Below are 21,172 nucleotides of genomic sequence, written 5' to 3'. Positions count from 1 at the left end.
TTAAACTACAAAATATTATTCCGTTCTAGTTTCTGAATCCAAACATAGGATGACGTAGCATTTAACCTTTCCGCTACTTTGTGTTATTTGTGATTAAGCCTTCACTGAGATGGCTTATATAAACAGAACTCATTGACTATGCCAACCCACCCCCTGCCCCCGCCAGCGGGGGAGAAAAACAGAAGTGGCATCAATGACCAATAAGGTTAGATTGGTGTTCTATCCTCCCTTGGGGGAGGTGGCCATGGCCGGAGGGGAATGCATGAATGAGGATCCTAATAAACTAGTGTTTAACAATTCTGACAGAGCCCTTCCGCTTATCCCTTTAAAAGTTACTGCAAAATAAAGCCGTTGTATTTAAGGTGTAATGAGGTTATTATTGACACAAACAACCTTACATGCATGAAAAAGATTTTTACACTCCTGCTTACCTTCGCTGTTATACAGCTTTCGGCACAGCAGCACAAAGCTGACTTTAAGGCAGCTCAGAAATTTAGCTCAGACAATCTGGGTAAAATGCTGAAAAGCACTCGCGTTGCTCCGCAGTGGTTTAAAGACAGCGACAAATTTTGGTACACTTACACTACTACTTCTGGAAAGAAATTCTACGTAGTAGACCCAGTAAAGAAAACCAAAAACCAAATGTTTGATAACAAGGAGTTTGCAGCGCAATTGAGCGAACTTACCCGCAAGCCTTGGAACCACAACGACCTTGATTTAAAAGGCTTGAAATTGGAAGATGACAATACCACACTTAAGTTTATGGTAGACAGCATCGATTACCATTTCAACTTAAATACAAAACGCATTACTAAAGGCGATTCTACTGAGAAAAGGCCTAAAAGAAACAACTGGGCTTCGTTCTCTCCAGACAGTACATACATCACTTTCGCTAAGAATCATAACTTATACATGATGATGGCAGATGATGCTGATTCTACCGAAATTCAGCTGACTGAAGATGGCGAAAGATGGTTTAGTTATGCTGGCGATGCTGGCGACACTACAAAAGATAAGCGTACAAGGGCTAGGGTAAGATGGTTTAAAGACGAGCAAAAATTCTTCGTTAACCGTTCAGATGCAAGAAAAGTAGAAGAGCTTTTCGTAATCAATGAGCTGAACAATCCGAGACCAAAATTGGAGGTTTATAAATATGCCATGCCGGGCGACCAAAATGTTCCGCAAGAGCAATTAGAAATTTTCGATCCTAAAACGAAAGAGCGTATCATCGTTGATATTGACAAATACACTGACCAAACCATCAGTGCTTACTTACCAGGCGAAACTTCTGACAAGCTTTTCTTGACCAGAATGAACCGTACTAGCGACACTCTCGATGTGAGCGTTGTAAATACTGCCAATGGTGAGCTGAAAGTGTTATTCCAAGATGTAGATCATCCTTATTTTAACTGGGATTATCAGCAATTGATTATTCTTGAAGAAGGAAAAGAATTAATCTGGTGGTCGGAAAGAACTGGCTTTGGACAACTTTATTTATATGATGGCCAAACTGGTGCTTTCAAAAACAAAATCACGAACAGTGGACATTTTGTTACTGGACGAGTACAGAGTGTTGATACACTGGGAAGAAAGGTGTATTTCGAAGCTTTTGGTAAAGAAGATGGCATCGACCCTTACTACTCGTTAATCTACAAAACCAATTTTGACGGCACAGGCTTTAAAGCCCTTTCTACTGAAAATGGTAACCACAGAATCAGCATGTCAGAATCTAACAAATTCTATATCGACAATAATTCTGCGGTAGATGTTACACCAACTTCAACCTTGAAAGACAACAATGGAAACGTTATTATGCAGTTAGAAACTGCTGATTTGAGTTTGCTAGAGCAAGCAGGTTGGAAAAAGCCTGAGCGCTTTACCATGAAAGCCGATGACGGTATTACCGATCTTTACGGTGTAATGTTCAAGCCTTTCGATTTTGATTCTACGCGTCAGTACCCAATTATTTCTTACGTATACCCTGGCCCACAAGTAGAATCGTTCACAAATGATTTCACCATTACTGGTGGTTACCAAACTGCCATGGCGCAATTGGGCTTTATTGTAGTGAGTATGGGCCACAGAGGTGGTTCGCCAATGCGTTCTAAATACTATCACACTTACGGATGGCAGAATTTAAGAGATTATGCTTTGGCAGATGATAAGCGTGCTTTAGAGCAATTGGCTGAAAGACACGAGTGGATCGACCTTGATAACGTAGGTATTTTCGGTCACTCAGGTGGTGGATTTATGTCTACTGCGGCTTTGCTTACCTATCCTAATTTCTATACTGCTGCAGCCTCTTCTGCCGGTAACCACGATAACAACATTTATAACAAATGGTGGGGCGAAACGCACAATGGTGTGATCAAAAAAGAGAAAACCAAAAAGGACAAAGAGGGTAATGAAACTACTACTGTAACTTGGGATGGAAAAGTAAAAACCAACCAGTCTTTGGCCAATAACTTAAAGGGGCATCTTTTGCTTACGCACGGCACAATTGACAACAACGTGCATCCAGCCAACAGTATGCGTGTGGCAGATGAGCTGATGAAAGCAGGCAAACGTTTTGATTATATGCCAATTCCAGGCTCTAGACATGGTTATGGCAGCAAGAGAGATTACTACGAGAAGCTGATGTGGTATTTCTTTGCAGAGCATTTGCTAGGCGACTACAGAAACAACGTAGACATGGATTTGCCTGACGGGAATTAATTAGAAATAACCTTTAATGAATATGAAGACCTGCGAGAAATTGCAGGTCTTTTTTTTGAAAAGGGTGGTAAGTAAGTATTTTCACATAAAAAGACAAAAGAGAGTATGACTACCATGCCTTAAATATCAAGTATATCAGTTATGAAATTTGGTATATTTATGGGTAAACTTCACGCTTAAGACTGATAGATAACATTGCTTTAAAAAAATAAATGAATGAAAAAACTTTTTTTGATTGATCAGCCACCGAACTCGGAGTATTACAATTTAATAGTTCAAGACGCATCTGATAATAAAATGTATGGAATTACTCAAGACATTGCGCATATCGACTATAATAGAGAAGTAATTGGTGAATGGTTTGATTTAGATTTAGCTATAAAGCAATTGACAAGCATAAATGGAGTAACCACAGCTTTCCAATGTGGCACATATATCTGTGCACTTCAATTAAAACATGATAATAGTCAAGGTACTATGTCATTTTATGACTTAGAAAGTTTTAATAACCTTGAATTACTTGAGACTCTTAAATCTAATAATATTTATTCTGACGCTATGTTAAATTTAATTCAATCGTTGGTTGAATATATGTCTAAATCAGACTTAGATGACTTAGATTCAGTCCGCCTTGTTTTGATTTAAACTAAATCTCTATGTACTCAAAGTGAGAAGGTTTGATGAAGACTGACAAGTTCATCCTCAATTGCATCGAAGAACTACGAATCGGTTTATTACCAATAACAACTCCAACACTACTCTTCTATACGACCAATATGTGCAAATTTTAAGCTTCCATTGCCATTACGGCCTTAATCCTGACCGACCAACACTTTAAAATAAGATTATTATAAAAAGTACTTTTATGGCCAATATAAAATTAAGACCCGCAACTATAAATGACCTTGATTTACTCTTGTATTGGGACAAGAAACAACATGTAATTGACTGCGATCCAGATGACGATTGGAATTGGGAGATAGAACTAAATAGAGATCCCGAATGGCGAGATCAGTTGATAGCCATGCTAAATGAAGAACCTATTGGCTTTATACAAATCATTGACCCACACAATGAAGAAACTCGCTATTGGGGAGATGTAGGAGAAGGCAAAAGAGCCATTGATATCTGGATTGGTGAAGAAGAACATTTAAATAAGGGATACGGAACTACAATGATGCAACTTGCTATTGAAAGGTGTTTTCAATCTCCAGATGTAGAAAGCATTTTGATTGATCCTTTAAAGAGTAATATTAAAGCTCATAGGTTTTATGAGAAACTCGGTTTTGAGTTTGTAGAAGAAAGAGCATTTTATGAAACTGCTTGTTATGTTTATGAACTTAAAAGAATACCAGGAATAAAGTAATGACAGAGTTTTGGGAAGCAAACTTTATTGAAAAGCACGAAATGTGGGGATTTGAGCCTTCTCATTCTGCCATGCTAGCCAAAGACCTTTTCGTGGAAAAAGGTGTGAAGAATGTTCTTATTCCAGGTATTGGTTATGGACGAAATGCTCAAGTTTTCAGAAATGAAGGAATGGCTGTAACAGGAATAGAGATATCCAAAACAGCAATTGAAATGGCTAGAAAGCATTACGGAACCGACATGGTTATCCATCATGGTTCTGTTACAGATATGCCATTTGAGGACAAGCAATATGATGGTATCTTTTGCTATGCTTTAATTCATTTATTGGATAGCGCAGAAAGAGAAAAGCTTATTCGCGACTGTTACCTTCAACTTTCGGACCATGGGCATATGGTTTTCACTGCTATATCGAAAGAAGCCCATACTTACGGCACAGGCAAATTCATTAGCACAGACCGCTATGAAATATTTGAAGGAGTGCAAATGTACTTTTATGACATAGAATCAATCAAAACCGAATTTGCCCAAACAGGATTATTTGAAATCACTGAAATCAAAGAAAGTCAACCCTTCTTTTTAATTAAGTGTAGAAAACCCATGGAGCGTTAAATCTCTGAATGGAGATAAGTAGCAGCGTACAAAGCCAACTAAACCGCTCGAAAAATTGATTCATAAAATTGCAGAGCAAGTGGTCAAATCTAAAGCCAAAACCGTTTTAGTCCTCCACACTTATTTTTTACCTTGAAGGCCAAGGCTTACATTTAATAACTTTTTGCGTCTATACTGAAAAGCTGACCTTACGTGCCCAAACAAGGCATTCCAATGCTTTATGAATAAGAAAGAAATCATCGATAACATAAGTGCATCCTATTCTCTATTAACAAAGGAATGCAAAGTGGATTTATATAGCAGTTCGAAACTGCTATACTTTGATAAGAACACCTTATTGGTTACAGAAAACCAATATGCTAACAAATCCTATTACATTATATCTGGCTGTTCTAGGGCATATTATCTTAAAGATGGTAAAGACATTTCTGATTGGTTTGCCTTTGAGGGTGATTTCATTACTTCAATTCAGAGTTTTTTTGCGGGTATTCCCAGTCCACACTACATCGAGGTGTTAGAAGACTCAGTGCTTCTTGAGATTACCCGAGAAAGTGCCGAAGCGTTATCACAAAAACACCATGACTTTGAAAGGCTAACAAAAATCATAGCAGTAAAAACCATGTTGCAGCAGCAAGAAAGAATCGTTTCTATGCAATTTCAAACTGCTGAGCAGAAGTACCAAAATATTTTAGCCCTTAGACCAAACATTACCCAAAGGGTGCCCCTAACCCACATTGCCTCCTATATTGGTATTACACTTGAAACTTTAAGCAGAATAAGAAAATCGCAGAGTCGAATTTGATCTAAGTCAAATGCCCAACCAGTCTTTTCAATGACCTTTGAGCCATGGCGAGACGAGTACATTTTATTTCAGGTCTAACAATCACAATTTTCATTGTTTTCCATCTCATCAATCATGTTTACAGCCTTTTTGGTGTTGAGAGACATATTGAGCTCATGAATCAGTTCCGTTTAGTTTACAGAAACGCACTTGCCGAAACAATTCTTTTGTTATCCGTATTCGTACAGATTGTTTCAGGCATAAAGCTATTCAACAGAAGCAGAAAAGTAGCCCATGGCTTTTGGAAGAAATTGCAGCTTTGGAGTGGTTTATACTTAGCTATTTTCTTTGTTTTTCATCTTGGAGCTGTATTTCTAGGAAGACTAGTTTTGAACTTAGATACCAATATTTTCTTTGGTGTAGCAGGTTTAAACACCTTCCCTTTCAACCTGTTTTTCATCCCTTATTATGGGTTAGCCATCGTTTCATTTTTTGGTCATATTGCAGCAATACATATTCAAAAATTCAAGCGCCCTATTTTTGGGATAACTCCAAATAAGCAATCAAGTCTAATTTTGGTCTTTGGTATATTACTAACCATCACCATATTATTTGGGCTAACAGGTCAATTTCAAGGAATTGAAATACCAAGTGAATATGACGTTATGTTAGGGAAGTAAAATAAATTTTCACCGCAAGTTTCGATTTAGAATCAATACTCACAGTAAAACAAACAACACAATGAAGTATGTTTTTTTAATTACCGCTATACTTTTTACCTATAGTCAAAAGTTAAACGCAAAAAACACCCCGTATTCTTTAGATAGAAGTGATAGTACTTTGCAGTCAGATTTTGTTCAAGAAAAAATAACAGACAATCTCTATGTATTGAAATCACCTAACTACAATACAAACGCTGGTGTATTTATTGGAACTGAGGCCGTTTTATTAATAGACCCCATGACAGGGCCAAACAATCATCAAAATTTGCTCAACGCAGTAAAGCGACTTTCAAGAAAGCCCATAAAATATGTAATCAACACCCATAGTCATCCAGATCACAGTGGAGCCAATTCATTTTTCGCTAAACAAGGTGCCAAAATAATTTCGCACGAAAACTTCAAATACACCAACGCTCAGTATGATCAGACTTTCAAAGACACTTTTAGCTTAAACATGGGTAATGAAACAGTAGAGCTTCACCACATTGCGGCTCACACTTTTGATGATGCATTAGTGTACTTCAAAAACAGCAACGCGGTGTTTATGGGCGACACTTATATGACCAATTCGTTTCCTCACTTTTATTATGGAGGTGGCGGAAAAGGCCATTTAGAAATCATTGACAAAACTCTGTCACTTGGGAATGCGCATTTAACCATAATTCCCGCTCACGGCAAACTGTCGTCTAACAAAACGGAACTCAATACTTACAAAGCGAACACAATAAAGTGGATCAATCGAATAGAGCAACTTTATAACGGAGGCAAAACCACTGAAGAAGTTGCGAATGATCAACAGATTAAACAGTTGAGCACGGTTTTCAATAATGGCAATAATGTTGGCAGTCAGTCCATAATTCGTACAATCGATAAAACCATTGCAGCAGATCTGATTCCAAGCGTTCAACTTCCTGAAAGCAGATTTAAGCAGTTTGAAGGGACTTACAGATATAGTAATGGCCAAGTGGATGAAATCATTTATGAGAATGGAAAATTACTTTTTAGAAGTAAGGGGCTGTATATTTTCGAAATCATTCCATTGTCAGAAACAAAGTTTCAGGTAAGGGGGCAGTTTCCTGTCAAACACCTCACATTCAATACCGCTACGTCAAGTTTTGAATACTTCAACGGAAAAGAAAGTTTAAGAGCAACAAAGCAATAAGCTGCTTCAACCACTTCACCGCAAAAACATGAAAGAAACACCTAAGCAAACCTATAACCCTAAAGTGTTATTGGAAATCGTCCTTGTATTGGCATTGATGATTGGGGTAAAATCCATTTTCGATTATTTAGGAGTAAATGGAGCTGGATCTATTGGCATTTGGAGTGGAATAGTTGCTGCTACAATGTTCATGAAAAAAGAAGGTATTAAATGGAAGGATTTAGGCTTCTTTCTACCAAAAGGCAGGCGTGATTGGCTGATCAACCTTGGGTTAGCCTTCTTAACTGTAATAATTGTTTTCCTTGTTATGGGGTTGATTTTAGACCCTATCCTCTCCTATTATGGGTTAGAAAAACCAACGGATGTAGCCAGTAGGTTTCAGTTTTTTCTTGGTAAGCCATTGTACTTTATTTTATACCTAATAACTGTAGTTTGGATTGGTGCCGCATTAGGTGAAGAGCTCCTAATGAGAGGCTTTCTACTGAATCGCTTATCGGATTTTTTTGGAAAAAGTAAGTTCGGATGGGTAGTTTCACTATTGGTTCATGCTGCTTTTTTTGGAATGCTGCATAGTTATCAAGGGCTTGCTGGTATTATAACTACAGCATTTATAGCCCTTGTTTTTGGAACGGTATACTTGGTTGCAAAAAAGAGGCTCTTCCCTGTAATTATTGCTCATATGGTAATAAACACCATCAGTTTAACAGCATTTTACCTCACAGGAGGTGTGGTAAATTAATTGAAATCAACAATAAGGAATGAAACAAGTACTTCTATTTATCCTTTCACTTGGCACCTATTCGTTGGTTTGGGGTAAAGATATCCATATTGTAGTATCAAATGAAATATTTTCACCGCAGTAACAGACGAAAATTATGATGCTTTCAATTTGGATGTGGCTCCTTTTACACTAAGCATTTCCTTGAAGAGCATAGGCCTTAAAATATTATTAGAAATGCCTTAAAACGCTAGGTAGAGAACACCAAAATCAATCATGAATACATATACTCTAAGCGCAGCAATTCTATGTTTTTTATTGGGGCTTGTACACTCAATTCTTGGTGAATATCTCATTTTCAAAGAGAAACGAATTAAAGGAAGGTTTGTCCCATCTAAAACAGGTGTAGAATTAAAAGAAAGGCACTTGCGCATTCTCTGGGCTACTTGGCATTTGACTTCATTGTTCGGCTGGTGTATTGGAGCCTTTCTGATAAAAGTATCATTGCAAAAAACGAGTCTCAATTCTGACCTAATTGATTTCATAATTACCTCCACCAGTTACACTATGTTGGCAGCCGCATTGTTAGTATTATTGGCTACAAAAGGAAAACACCCCGGATGGATAATTCTGCTGCTTATAGCTGTATTATTGATAACTGGAAGCTAAACTATTCAATTATAATTTCAGCCCAGATCAAGGAAGAAAACCAAACTTATGGGCCATAAAAAAACAGGCGAAGCATACGCTTCGCCTGTTTAAAATCTGATCAGCTAATTGCTGTTATTTATTTCCTTTTACTTTTTCTTTCATCAAGCTTGCTCCTTCTCCTTCCACTGTGCTATTCGTTTCGTCTACCAACTCATAACCCAAAGTTCTTCCTTTAAGCGTTGCTGGTAATCCGTTAGCCATCCATTCTGGCATTGGTGCACCTTTCAAGTAATGGTCAAAGAATTGACCCATTCTGATGGAAAGGTCTTTTCTGTTTTTACGCTGAACAAGGTTGTGATCTTCTCCATTGTAAACTACCAACCAAGATGGTTTTCCTAAACGTCTAAGCGCCATGTAATACTCAATACCTTGGTACCAAGGCACTGAACCATCCTCATCGTTGTGCATAATGAACAGTGGAGTTTGAACTTCGTCCATTCTAAACAACGGAGAGTTATCGATATAACGTGTTGGAGTTTCCCATAAGGTTCCACCCAAGCGGCTTTGAGTTTTCTCGTACTGGAACATACGACTCATTCCGCTACCCCATCTTACACCACCGTAAGCCGATGTCATATTTACTACAGGAGCACCAGCACCACCAGCAGCAAACATATCTGTTTTAGTTACTAGATAAGCCACTTGGTAACCTCCCCAACTTTGGCCTTGAATCGCCATTTTGGTTTTGTCTACAAAGCCCATATTTACTACCGCATTAGTAGCAGGAACAACATGGTTGTAAGCACTTGGGCCAGGGTAACCTAACTCGTACTTAATATCTGGCACCAAAACCAAGTAATCGTTACTCACATAGTAAGGAATATTAATAGTACTTGCACTTGGCGCTGGGCTTGGGTGACTATGCAAGCTATTGGTTCTTCTTTCGTAGAAATAAACAATCATTGGGTATTTCTTATTCGGGTCGAAGTTTTCTGGCTTGTAAAGAATCGCCTGCATTTCTTCTCCATCTTCCAATGAATTGAACTGAATAAGCTCGGCAGTACCCCAGTTGTAAGGGTCTTCTTGCGCGCCTACATCAGTAAGTTTTTTCAAGCCATCCATTTTGTAGCTATTGGCTACGTACAATTCACCAAAATCTTCATAAGTAGATTTAGTAAAGATTACACGGTCAGTGTCCTCAGCTTTAATTAACCTACCAAAGCTTACATCTTCCATCACCACCTTGGTTGGGTTAGATGCTTTTGAAAGGTTGGCTGTATAGAAACCATCCTGCATTGTCCACTCATGCGTAGCAGAAAGCAATACTGGTGCTTTCATTGAAATGAATTTATCATCTCTGTCTAATGATTGGTACCTGAAGCTGATATTGCTTTTACGACCAAAGCCATTTGTTACATTTTCTGAAGCTACTTTTCCTTTTGGATCAACTTTCCAGATATCGAAACGATCGTAAATGAAGAATGCCGCATCTTTTTCGCTCCAACCAGCAGTTCCATAAGAACCAGCCAATGAAGGCGAATCATGTAACTCATTAGCAAAACTCACATTAATTCCTTCTGTAAGATTTCTTATGGTTTCAGTAGCAACATCCATCACAAACCAATCTTCCATTTCAGGATCATACCAAGTAAGGTAATTGCCCTCTGGCGAAAGTGACATAAAACCTTTACCAGCTTGCATCAATAATTTGGCTTTACCAGTGTTTACGTCAACTTTATAGTAGTCACGTGGCAATTGCGTATCCCAAGTATACTGAACTCTATAAGTCTGATCGTCCATCGCCAATACGAAATCACGATCGTTTTCTGTATCGATGTAAATGCTTTCTAAATTTTGGTTACCCAACTGAACCAGTTTCATCGATTTCAAATCCATCACTACATCGTAGGTTTGGTTCTTATCTCTATTGGCTCTTAGTTTCTGCATTGGTTGAATGTAAGGGTCGTTATAAGACCAAATATCTACCGCAGGGCGCTCAGAATCCAACATCGTAGTATCTTCTTCATAAGCGTATTTCACAGGACGTGGAGCTGTTCCAAAATAAAGCCTCTTTCCGCTTTCTGAGAAACGTGGATTGCTGTTATCACTTACCATCCAGTTATTAGGTACGCCAGCAGTTGTAGTATCTGCTATAATTTTAGCTTCATTACTACCCGCTTTCCAGTGCATTAAACTGAAATACTGATCATCGTCCTTTTTATCTGAATTGGTTGCAAAAAACACTAATTGCTCACCATCCTCAGTAGCTGTCAATTTCTTATAATCCTTCAAACCTGAGTTTAAAGTTACTTCTTTGCTAGATTTAGTATTGAAAGCAAATACGCCAGCAGGATTTAATGAATCTGCCTCGTCTTTTTCAAAATATAAGTAGTTTCCTTTTTGAGTCAACTCATACTCCATTACTCCTTCAAAACGGCTTTCACTTCCTGAAACCATATTATAAAGTACTACCTCGCTGCCTTTAGATTTCGACTTTGGCTTTTTATCTTCCTTGGCCTCTTCAGCTTTTTCGCCCTCTTCTTTTTTTGCCTTTTCTTCTAAAGGTGCCTCATGCATCCAAGCAATCCATTCTGTAGATTCGTTGGACAATTGATAGTTTTTTACTCTAGCAACTTTCTTAATATCACCACTCTTAAGGTTGATAATGAAAAGAGAATCTTTGGGCATTTTTGCGCTAGTAGTTTTCTTAAGTTTTAACGCATGTTCTTTTTCATATTCGGGATTAACGGTAGCGACTACAAAATCACTGTTTTTGGAAAAAGAATACCTACCTACTCTATCAATAGTATAGGTTTTGTTATTGGTTAGGCTCTTAATCTCAAGTATTCCGTCTCCGACTTGAGGACTAATTCTATAAGCGGTCCAATTACCATCATTGCTTATGGTGGTGGATTGCAAGCTTTTCCAGTCATCATAAACATCATGTGTTAACGGCTTCTTTTGGGCTGTTGCCTGAAAGAGCATAAACAGCATGAAAAGTGAAAATAAGCTGATTTTCGTTTTCATAGGTTTTCTTTTGTTTCAATAGTTTATCCTTACAAATATAAAAGTTAAGCACGTTTTGGAAACACTTCTTATATTGACGGAATCAACTTGAATTAAAACGTATTACATCATGCTCAAAAAGACACTCTTATTCTCTTTTTTGATGATGCTTTCGCTACAAACTTTTGCTCAAAAAACAATTGCGGAAATCACCAAAGGAGCCATTAAAAAAGAAGGATTTTTTAATTATTACTGGGATGAAGATGCCGGTAAAGTTTACTTAGAAATAAAGAATTTCGATACAGAATTTCTCTATGTCAATTCTCTTTCAGCTGGTATTGGTTCAAACGACATCGGCCTTGACCGCGGCAAACTAGGCAGCACCAGTGTGGTCGAGTTTAGGCGAGTAGGCTCAAAAGTACTTATGGTTGAGCCCAATTACAGTTATCGTGCAGTTTCTAACAATGCAGATGAGGTAGAAGCTGTAAAGCAAGCTTTTGCAGAATCTGTGTTACAAGGCTTTAAGGTTGAAGCAGAAGAAAATGGTATCGTATTAATCGATATTACTCCAATGATTCTAACTGACTCTTATGGTGTAGCAAACTCTCTTAACCGTTCTCGTCAGGGCTCTTACCGTTTCGATGCAAGTCGTTCGGCCATCTACCCTCCTATGCTCAAGAACTTCCCAAAAAACTCTGAGTTTGAGGCAACTATTACATTGGTGGGAAGTGCCACTGGAGGTTTTATTAGAAGCGTAACCCCTAGCCCAGATGCTGTAACCGTTCGCATGCACTATTCTTTTGTGGAATTACCTGACGCAGGCTACAAACCAAGAAAACTTGATCCTAGATCGGGATACTTCGGCACTTCTTACATGGACTATGCAACGCCAATTCAAGAAGACATCAGAAAAAGATTTATCAACCGACATAGATTGGCCAAGAAAGACCCAAGTGCGAAAGTAAGTGAGGCTGTTGAACCAATTATTTATTATGTAGATAGAGGTGCTCCAGAGCCAATCAAATCTGCTTTGATTGAAGGCGGAAAATGGTGGAACCAAGCATTTGAGGCTGCTGGTTACAAAAACGCTTTCCAAGTACGTGAAATGCCAGCCGATGCCGACCCGATGGATGTACGTTACAACTTAATACAATGGGTTCATCGTTCTACTCGTGGTTGGTCTTACGGATCTTCTGTTTCTGACCCACGAACTGGTGAAATTATAAAAGGACATGTAAGCTTAGGTTCATTAAGAGTTCGTCAGGATTTCTTGATTGCCCAAGGTTTGATAAATCCATATGAAAACGGAACTACTCCTGACCCTATCATGCTTAAATTAGCGCTTGCTCGTTTAAGACAACTTTCTGCGCACGAAATCGGTCATACCATTGGTTTGGCACACAGTTATGCATCTAGTGCTGATGGTGATGCCTCAGTAATGGATTACCCTCACCCACAAATCGGTTTAAAAAATGGAAAAATCACTTTGGATGCTCCATATGATACTGGCATTGGCGAATGGGATAAAGTAGCAGTTACTTATGGTTACCAAGATTTTCCTAAGGGAACGGATGAAGACAAAGCTTTGAATGAAATCATTGAAAAAGGATTGAAAGATGGCTTGCACTTTATTACCGACTCAGACTCTAGGTCTCCTGGCAGTGCACATCCATTCTCTCACCTTTGGGACAATGGAAAAAGCCCTGTTGACGAACTGAACCGCTTGATGGAAGTAAGAGCAATTGCTTTGAAAAACTTCTCTGAGCAAAACATTCCTATGGGTGCTCCAATGACAACTCTAGAAGAAGTATTTGTACCGATGTACATGCTACACCGCTACCAGTTAGAAGCGGCTTCTAAGGTAATTGGTGGAGCTTATTACAACTACAAATTAAGAGGCGACTCTCAGCCATTACAACAAACGGTACCTGTTGGTGAACAAAAAGCAGCACTTACGGCACTAATGAATGTGTTAAAGCCTGAAAACTTGGAAGTACCTGAACATATCCTTAAAATCATTCCTCCAAGAACACCAGGTTACGGAAGATCAAGAGAAACCTTCAATGTAAGAACGGGCGTGCTTTTCGATCCTGTTTCTCCTGGAGAAGCAGTAGCAGGAACCACCATGAGCTTCTTGTTCAACTCGCAGCGTGCTACGCGTTTGGTACAGCAAAAAGCAATGGACAGTAACCAAATTGGTCTCCAAGATGTAATTAATGCCGTAGCCGGTCTGGCTTTAGATGGCAATTACAGTGGCTACCGTGCCGAACTACAAAAAGTAGTGGCCGACAGTTTTATCAGTGAATTAATGTCGCTTAGTATGAGCTCTCAAGCTTCGGTTTCTACACAAGCAGAAGCTATGGCTGCTTTGAGGTCTCTTTCTAAAAAGATGGCAAACTCTAGCAACACTTTCCAAAACGAAATGGCGTTTAAAGTATCGCGCTTTTTAGAAAACCCTAAAGAAGTGACACCAACAAGTTCGCTTACACCTCCAGATGGTTCGCCAATCGGAATGGATGCGCAATTCTGGTGTACTTTCGAAGGAAATTAATTAGAGAAAAGCACGTTGAAGAAATGAAAAAGAGCCAGAAAATCATGGCTCTTTTTCATTTCTGATTACTTTTATGAATACTGTTCGTCTTAGCCATAACTTAAATTAACTATGAACAAAAGGAACGCTATTGCATTCGTATTGATTATTGCATCCCTTGCTTGTCTCTACCCCGGACTTACAAAACCAATTATTCAAATCAATATTGGAGCACAATTACCAATGATTGGTGAGTTAACACTTTTTGAACGTACTCAAAGCGTGGTGGAAAGCATTCAGTCGCTTTTTGAAACTGACAACGACTTGGTAGCATGGCTTATCCTTATTTTCTCCATTGTTGTTCCACTAGTAAAGGCCGTTATTCTTTTGGCTGTTTTAGCATTTAAAAACCTACCTGGCCGCAAAGGCTTTTATCGCTTTGTAGGTTTGATAGGAAAATGGTCTATGGCCGATGTTTTTGTGGTAGGAATTCTACTCGCATTTTTGGCTACTGGAGAAAATGAAAGCATTAGAGCCGAACTATTCGAAGGCTTTAATTACTTCCTATCCTATTGTATTATCTCCATCATAGCAATTCAGGTAATGGATGTAAAAACCAATGACCTAGTTCAATAAAATTGTTTTCAGGAACTTATAGCTCCTTAGCGCCTTTATTATTGTTTTAGTTTCATCTACGCTTAGTTATGAATAAGAATAAAGACAAGGCCATTGCATTCTACAAAATGGCTTATGAAGGAGCGCCAAGAAAAGCAACAGAGCTATATGTTGGTATTGAATATATACAGCACAATCCAGCAGTGGGTGATGGTACAGAAGCCTTCATCGATTACTTTGAAAGAATGCAGTTAGAGTACCCAGATAAATCCATTGAGTTTGTTAGGGCCATTGAAGAAGGAGATTTAGTGGCTTTGCACACACACCAAACTTGGCCAAATAACGAACAGTATGTAACCATGGACTTTTTTAGATTTGATACCAACGGAAAGATTGTTGAGCATTGGGATAGTATTCAAGAAATTCCGAATACTTCAAAAAATGGCAATTCTATGTATTAGAATCAGCCCTTCGGTCTGGGAATTCTGTTCATTTACATTTAGTATACCCTTTTATTTTTTATACTTAAACGAATTAAGGAACTTCTTCCCAACATTATTAAGCTCTTTATCAGAGGTAACCACCACCATTTGAAACTGATATTGATCAATTAGAATCACACGATAAAAGCAATTTACTTGACCTTCAGCCAGACTAACCGTGGCACTCTTCCCTTCATTTCGACCATACTTATAAACGCTTTGAGTTAAAATATCGCCTTGAACTTGTTCATTAAAAGACTCCAAAGAAACATCCGCTAATCCTTTAGAATCTTCTAGCACTGCAGAATGTAAAGTCCAACTAAAAAGGTATGTAACATCACCTATTGTAGAAGTTACTTTGGTGGTAGTCACAGATTCACTTTCGCTTTCTGAAACATTATAATCTCCTGGCATTGTGATTCCAATTTTACCCTTTTCAGCCGAGTATTTCTTTTCAACAGAAACTCCTTCCTCTTTAATATTTAAAGGAACATGATTAGGCCAAAGCAACCCGCTTAGGGCAATTGATAAAAACATTTTAAGCAACATAATGGAGCAGTTAAAGTGAATAAAAACGCTTTCCGAAAACCACTTAAACTGGGAACCGGGTACTGAAATTAAGAAATATATACGACCCCAACATGCATAGGTGTATAGATTTTTTGAGTATCAAATAATTATCGCATGCTTACTCATTCTTTAAACAAATCGGCTTCCTTCTTTTACTGAATCGTTTAGCTTTGCATTGTTAATGAAATCCCCCCGAAAATCACTCACCGAAGGCCCAATTTTAAAAGCACTTGCCATGTTGGCTTTGCCTATTATTGGGGTAAACTTACTGCAAACTGGCTATCAGTTAGTAGATGCATTCTGGGTAGGGCGATTAGGAGCCAATGCCGTAGCTGCCGTTTCTATTAGTTTCCCGATCAACTTTTTATTGATTTCCCTCAGCTCAGGATTTGCCTTTGCAGGCGCTATTTTGGTAGCGCAATACGCTGGTGCAAAGAATTTTAAGATGGTCAATCATGTAGCTAGACAAACCCTACTCATGGCCTTTTTAATTTCATTGGTAGTATCAATTATTGCCTACATTTTTTCACCTCAAATACTGTATGCTATTGGAGTAGAAGAGATCATTTTTGATGAAGCCAACCTCTTTCAACGCACCATATTTATTGGGTTGATCTTCAACTTTGGATTCATAATGTTTCAATCACTACTGCGTGGAATTGGTGAGGTCAGAATACCACTTTACATCAATGGAGCTACTTTGTTGCTTAACTTCTTCTTAGACCCACTATTCATTTACGGCTGGGGGCCTGTAAAGGCTTACGGTGTTACCGGAGCAGCCGTTTCAACACTCGTTACACAGTTTTTATCTATTGCTGTTGGCATGTATATACTGTTTAAAGGAACCACCGAAATTAAACTGAGCATGAAGGCCTTTTCATTCGACTGGCCATTACTTAAGAAGGCCTTCAAACTGGGTTTCCCTTCTTCCATTGAAATTTCGGCTAGGGCACTTGGCCTTACACTTATGACCGTTTTAGTAGCTCGTTTCGGCACAGAAGTTCTTGCTGCTTACGGTGTAGGCTCACGCCTAATTAGCTTCGTAGTTATTCTTAGCCTTGGGCTTTCAAAGGCTTGCACCACATTGGTAGGGCAAAATATGGGCGCCCAGCGTATAGACAGAGCAGAAAAAACATCTTATTATTCCTCAGTTATAGGGTTCATTTCTCTTTCCGTAGTAGGAATCCTCTTTTTCATTTTTGCCGAACCTCTTACTCGTGCGTTTTTAGCGGGTGATGATTATGTTGTAAACATGGGGGTTGACTTTCTCAAAATCACCTCACTCAGTTTCGGCTTTATGGGGCTACAAATGTCCATTATTGGCACTTTAAGAGGCTCAGGAAACACCGTTTCGTCAATGATGTTAACCATTATAGGCATCTGGGTAATACAGTTTCCTGCCGCTTGGTTCTTGTCGTCACACACAAGCCTTGGCTATAATGGCCTTTGGTGGTCATTCCCAATTTCAAATGTAATACCTGCCTTAATTACTCTGGGCTGGTATAAAACAGGTAGATGGAAAAATAAAAACTTGGTGCACTCCAGTCCTCAAGACTAAAACCCACCAAGTAATACTTTATTTAGAAATACAGCGCTTTAGAACTTAAAGTCTCCAAAAATATCATCATCATCGTCTTCACCCCAACCACGATTCTTTTTTGACTTAGGAGGTTTAGGTGGCATTTTCTTTCTCCTAAAACCATCATCATCTCCTCCTCTGCCTTTCGGGGCCTCTTTTTTCTTTTTATTAGGAGAGTTTTTTCTGGAAGTTCCCTTAGACGGAGCTTCAGACCAGTCAGGACTAAAGCTATTCTTTTCTGGTTTACCACCATCTTCTGTTTCTTCCTCGTCTCGGCTTTCTTCCCTTCTTGGTCTAAAGTCTGGTTTTTGGCCTTGATTAGTAGTGGGTTTACGTTCGTTCGACTTTCTATCTTCAGCCTCAGATACAGAAATATTTCTTCCATCTAAAGCTGTTCCATCCAACTGAGTAATGGCTTTTTGGCCGTCTTCTCTGTTTGCCATGGTAACAAAAGCGAATCCTTTGGATTTACCGGTTTCGCGATCAGTGATGATCTTTAAGCTTTTTACCTGTCCAATCTGTTCAAACAACGCTCGCAGGTTATTTTCTTGGGTTTCGTAGCTCAACCGGCCTACAAAAATGTTCATGTTACTTATTAATTCTATTTGTTTATCACCCCTAAGTTATTAGTATTTTGGGATTTGTGTTCAATATCGGTAAGAACAAAGCATTTCAAAATTTATTTCATAATTTATTTAACTTGAACTCCGAAAAAAAAATCAACCTATGAAACACCAATACGCCTTAAGCTTTCTGCTTGCCCTCCTTTTTACCACTTCTTGCGGAAACTCAAAAAGCAACGAAGAGAATTCAAATGACAACTCTACTCAAACCCAAGAGTGGATTACGCTATTTAATGGACAAGATTTTAGTGGATGGGAAATGTATGGCGAAGAGCCAATTATGCCTCAATGGGAAATTGTGGATGGTACAATTGCCTGCAATGTAGGTTTGGGAGAAGAAAACTCTGGTTTCAATCGCTCTATAATGACCACTAAAGATTATGCTAATTTTGAACTAGAGCTAGAATATAAAATTTCTAAAGGTGGAAACAGTGGTGTTTTTTACCATGTGGTACAGTTAGAAGGCAAAGGACACGATTACTTAACTGGCCCTGAATTTCAAGTGCTGGATGATGAGTTCTCAAGATCTGAAAGCCAAGCCGATAAAATGGTGGGCTCCAATTATTCAATGCATGCCCCTGCAGAAACCAAAAAGCCAAACCCATTTATGGAATGGAACAAAATCAAAATCGTATACAACAACGGGCACGTAGAGCATTGGCTAAATGGTGAAAAAATCTTAGAATTTGAAGAAGGAAGCGAAGATTGGTTAGCACGCAAGGCTGCTGGAAAATGGGCGAAGTATGAATTTTATGCCAAATCAAAAACAGGCCGTATCAGCCTTCAAAACCACGGAGACGAAGTATATTTCAGAAATATCAGAATTAAGGAGTTGTAGAAAAGGGCTGTTCACATAGCCACTGAAGTAAAGCTAGAATGGGTTTCAAATGTCAACAGGAACATGCAGCCAAATTTATATTCAGGTGGTTTTCGCTGTTAGTGGTCGCCAAAACCTGATTCTGAGGACTTGGGAGAATGATTTATATAAATACATCACCGGGATTGTTCAGAATAAGGAGCAAAAGATGCTTGCCATTAATGGAATGCCCGACCACATTCATTTTTTGATAGGAATGAGACCAACCTGTTGTTTGTCAGATTTAGTGAGAGAAGTCAAAAAAGCCTCTAACAAATGGATCAACGAACATGGACATGTAAAAGGGAAGTTTGAATGGCAAAGCGGATTTGGTGCATTCTCTTATAGCCACTCTGCCCTTGATAAGGTAATCGTCTATATCATGAACCAAAAAGACCATCATCGAAAAAAGACCTTCAAAGAAGAATACATTGAATTTTTGAATAAATATAAAATCGAATTCAAAGATGAATACCTATTCGATTGGCTGGACGAATTAGAATAGGTTCAACCCTTTCAGGGTTGCTGGCTTGTTCAAACATCTCTTTGCTATAAATGTGGCATCCCGATGGGATGCTCAGCAGGATTTATTCGTAATAACCGACCCCAGCGGGGTCATATCTTTATAGAAAAACCACAATGCAATATCATCTCCCGACCCCAGCAGGGTCGTACCCAATACCATCCACGAAATTATCTTAATTTCGCGACATGAAGGCTCAATACTTTTACCTCATTCGCATTCAATATTTAGGGTTTAGGTTTCATGGCTGGGCCAAGCAACTAGAGGTGAAAACAGTGCACTATATGATAGATCGTACTTTGGCTTTTGTGCTCGGGCATCGTGATTTTAAAACCATGGGCACCAGCCGAACAGACTCTAAAGTTTCAGCCCTAGATCATTCTTTTGAGCTTTTTCTGAATGAACCGATCGCTGATGAAATCGAATTCCTACATCGAACAAACATCAATTTACCTCCTGATATTAAAGCTATTGGCATAGAGAAAATAAGTGCTGATTTTAACATTATTCAGTCTCCAAAAACCAAAGAATACATTTACCTCTTTGCTTTTGGAGAAAAGGCGCATCCATTTAGTGCTCCATTTATTACCACTGTTCCAGAACAGTTAGACATCGACTTGATGAAGGAGGGCGCCAAACTCTTTGAAGGCTTTCATGAGTTCAAGGCCTATTGTAAAAGACCCAAGGAAGATACCATTACCCAGAGAGAAGTGATCTTTTCAGGTATTGAAGAGAACACTGAATTTAAAGCCAACTTCTTTCCTTCCAAAAGCTACATATACAGGGTAAGAGCCAATGGTTTCTTAAGACATCAAATTAGAATGATGGTTGGGCAGTTACTGCTTTTGGGCAAAAAAGAAACAAGTTTAGAAGAAATTAGCCTTTCACTAAAGGGACAACACACAAAAGAAATCTTCCAAGTAGCCCCTGGGTCGGGTCTAATTTTGAATAAGGTAGAGTACAGCAAAGAGTAAAAAATAGCTTTTCCCAGTTATCCATATTTTGAACCAAGCCTATAACAAGCATGCATTTCATACAAAAATTCTAAAATTTGAATTTAGGAAGGTTACATTTATGAATCCGTTAATCCGTTGAAAACCTCTATTGCTACCATATTGCTCGCTTTACTTACCCTCCCGTTCGGAGGTACCTATCTATTCTTGGAAATGGAGAAGGCAAAAGCAAAGCGTCATGCGGCCTTAGTAATAGCGGGTGAAGAAAACCCTGTAGAAATGGTTCATCTGGCTTTTACAGAAGCCCAAATGAAAACAGACTTACGTTGGGAACATGACCGCGAGTTTGAATATAGAGGCCAAATGTATGACATCATTTCTAGTGAGGTAAAAGGAGATACCACTTACTTTTACGCCTATTGGGATAAGTTGGAGTCCATTATCAATCATAAGCTCAACGAACTTATTACGCTTCACCTTGGCGGTGAAGCTGACGAAAAGGATGAAAGTCAACTGGTAGTCTCACTACTCAAAGCACTTTACATTCATCCAAATCAAGATTCTGCAAAGATTTTAGAAAAAATAGATCCTGTCAAATTCCTTGAGATTAAAGCAATTTATAACTCCACTCTGCAAGGAATAGACGGCCCTCCCCCACGCGTGAATGCATAAACTCTGCTTTATATATAAAGCACAATGGAAATCCTTT

At 38.7% G+C, this 21,172-nt stretch carries 20 protein-coding genes; 17 read left to right on the top strand and 3 right to left on the bottom strand.

Annotation, left to right across the window (positions count from 1 at the left end; translation table 11 throughout):
- Positions 1 to 402: 402 nt before the first annotated feature.
- The 9 genes from AAC026_RS11310 (at position 403) to AAC026_RS11270 (ending at position 8,744) form a co-directional block, all read left to right on the top strand.
- Positions 403 to 2,715, top strand: coding sequence for a DPP IV N-terminal domain-containing protein (locus tag AAC026_RS11310; protein ID WP_339698006.1), 2,313 nt, complete (start codon positions 403 to 405; stop codon positions 2,713 to 2,715).
- Between the two features lie 216 nt (positions 2,716 to 2,931).
- Positions 2,932 to 3,360, top strand: a complete 429-nt coding sequence (locus tag AAC026_RS11305; protein ID WP_339698003.1) for a hypothetical protein — start codon at positions 2,932 to 2,934, stop codon at positions 3,358 to 3,360.
- 220 nt (positions 3,361 to 3,580) lie between these two features.
- On the top strand, positions 3,581 to 4,081 hold the full coding sequence (locus AAC026_RS11300; RefSeq protein WP_339698000.1) for a GNAT family N-acetyltransferase: 501 nt from the start codon (positions 3,581 to 3,583) through the stop codon (positions 4,079 to 4,081).
- Positions 4,081 to 4,692 (top strand): class I SAM-dependent methyltransferase, encoded by a 612-nt coding sequence (locus AAC026_RS11295; protein WP_339697997.1) that lies wholly within the window; start codon positions 4,081 to 4,083, stop codon positions 4,690 to 4,692. The genes AAC026_RS11300 and AAC026_RS11295 overlap by 1 nt, the downstream gene beginning before the upstream one ends.
- A gap of 220 nt (positions 4,693 to 4,912) precedes the next feature.
- Positions 4,913 to 5,494 carry a Crp/Fnr family transcriptional regulator gene (locus tag AAC026_RS11290; protein ID WP_339697994.1) on the top strand — a complete coding sequence of 194 codons (582 nt, stop codon included), beginning with the start codon at positions 4,913 to 4,915 and terminating at the stop codon, positions 5,492 to 5,494.
- Positions 5,495 to 5,538: 44 nt separating this feature from the next.
- Positions 5,539 to 6,153 (top strand): hypothetical protein, encoded by a 615-nt coding sequence (locus AAC026_RS11285; RefSeq protein ID WP_339697991.1) that lies wholly within the window; start codon positions 5,539 to 5,541, stop codon positions 6,151 to 6,153.
- Between the two features lie 61 nt (positions 6,154 to 6,214).
- Positions 6,215 to 7,357 (top strand): MBL fold metallo-hydrolase, encoded by a 1,143-nt coding sequence (locus AAC026_RS11280; protein WP_339697988.1) that lies wholly within the window; start codon positions 6,215 to 6,217, stop codon positions 7,355 to 7,357.
- A gap of 28 nt (positions 7,358 to 7,385) precedes the next feature.
- Positions 7,386 to 8,096: a CPBP family intramembrane glutamic endopeptidase gene (locus AAC026_RS11275; RefSeq protein WP_339697985.1), complete on the top strand. Its 711-nt coding sequence runs from the start codon at positions 7,386 to 7,388 to the stop codon at positions 8,094 to 8,096.
- Between the two features lie 255 nt (positions 8,097 to 8,351).
- Positions 8,352 to 8,744: a hypothetical protein gene (locus AAC026_RS11270; RefSeq protein ID WP_339697982.1), complete on the top strand. Its 393-nt coding sequence runs from the start codon at positions 8,352 to 8,354 to the stop codon at positions 8,742 to 8,744.
- 114 nt (positions 8,745 to 8,858) lie between these two features.
- Here AAC026_RS11270 and AAC026_RS11265 read toward each other — a convergent pair whose 3' ends face one another.
- Positions 8,859 to 11,753, bottom strand: a complete 2,895-nt coding sequence (locus AAC026_RS11265) for a prolyl oligopeptidase family serine peptidase (protein WP_339697979.1) — start codon at positions 11,751 to 11,753, stop codon at positions 8,859 to 8,861.
- A 109-nt stretch (positions 11,754 to 11,862) separates the two neighbouring features.
- On the opposite strand from AAC026_RS11265, the gene AAC026_RS11260 reads away from it, so the two are divergent.
- The 3 genes from AAC026_RS11260 (at position 11,863) to AAC026_RS11250 (ending at position 15,338) form a co-directional block, all read left to right on the top strand.
- The gene (locus tag AAC026_RS11260; protein WP_339697976.1) at positions 11,863 to 14,283 is read left to right on the top strand and encodes a zinc-dependent metalloprotease; all 2,421 of its coding nucleotides are present in this window, start codon (positions 11,863 to 11,865) and stop codon (positions 14,281 to 14,283) included.
- A gap of 111 nt (positions 14,284 to 14,394) precedes the next feature.
- Positions 14,395 to 14,898, top strand: a complete 504-nt coding sequence (locus AAC026_RS11255) for a paraquat-inducible protein A (protein ID WP_339607682.1) — start codon at positions 14,395 to 14,397, stop codon at positions 14,896 to 14,898.
- Between the two features lie 68 nt (positions 14,899 to 14,966).
- Positions 14,967 to 15,338, top strand: coding sequence for a nuclear transport factor 2 family protein (locus AAC026_RS11250; protein ID WP_339697973.1), 372 nt, complete (start codon positions 14,967 to 14,969; stop codon positions 15,336 to 15,338).
- 51 nt (positions 15,339 to 15,389) lie between these two features.
- Here the strand turns inward: AAC026_RS11250 and AAC026_RS11245 are convergent, their stop codons facing one another.
- Entirely contained in the window at positions 15,390 to 15,908 is a 519-nt protein-coding gene (locus AAC026_RS11245) for a hypothetical protein (RefSeq protein ID WP_339697971.1), read from the bottom strand.
- A gap of 202 nt (positions 15,909 to 16,110) precedes the next feature.
- Here AAC026_RS11245 and AAC026_RS11240 point away from each other — a divergent pair, with 202 nt between their 5' ends.
- On the top strand, positions 16,111 to 17,487 hold the full coding sequence (locus AAC026_RS11240) for an MATE family efflux transporter (protein ID WP_339697968.1): 1,377 nt from the start codon (positions 16,111 to 16,113) through the stop codon (positions 17,485 to 17,487).
- 38 nt (positions 17,488 to 17,525) lie between these two features.
- Here the strand turns inward: AAC026_RS11240 and AAC026_RS11235 are convergent, their stop codons facing one another.
- Entirely contained in the window at positions 17,526 to 18,095 is a 570-nt protein-coding gene (locus AAC026_RS11235; protein WP_339607289.1) for an RNA-binding protein, read from the bottom strand.
- A 139-nt stretch (positions 18,096 to 18,234) separates the two neighbouring features.
- On the opposite strand from AAC026_RS11235, the gene AAC026_RS11230 reads away from it, so the two are divergent.
- From AAC026_RS11230 to AAC026_RS11215, 4 genes are all read left to right on the top strand, one after another.
- Entirely contained in the window at positions 18,235 to 18,969 is a 735-nt protein-coding gene (locus tag AAC026_RS11230; protein ID WP_339697966.1) for a DUF1080 domain-containing protein, read from the top strand.
- A 49-nt stretch (positions 18,970 to 19,018) separates the two neighbouring features.
- Entirely contained in the window at positions 19,019 to 19,492 is a 474-nt protein-coding gene (gene tnpA / locus AAC026_RS11225) for an IS200/IS605 family transposase (protein ID WP_339697963.1), read from the top strand.
- 206 nt (positions 19,493 to 19,698) lie between these two features.
- Positions 19,699 to 20,484, top strand: coding sequence for a tRNA pseudouridine synthase A (locus AAC026_RS11220; protein WP_339697960.1), 786 nt, complete (start codon positions 19,699 to 19,701; stop codon positions 20,482 to 20,484).
- Between the two features lie 117 nt (positions 20,485 to 20,601).
- Entirely contained in the window at positions 20,602 to 21,135 is a 534-nt protein-coding gene (locus AAC026_RS11215; RefSeq protein WP_339697957.1) for a hypothetical protein, read from the top strand.
- The last annotated feature ends 37 nt before the right edge of the window (positions 21,136 to 21,172 follow it).

Source organism: uncultured Roseivirga sp. (assembly GCF_963973945.1).
In the GTDB taxonomy this organism is placed as follows: Bacteria; Bacteroidota; Bacteroidia; order Cytophagales; family Cyclobacteriaceae; genus Roseivirga.
Note: the sequence above shows the minus strand (reverse complement) of the source record. Positions and strands in the feature narration are given on the sequence as shown.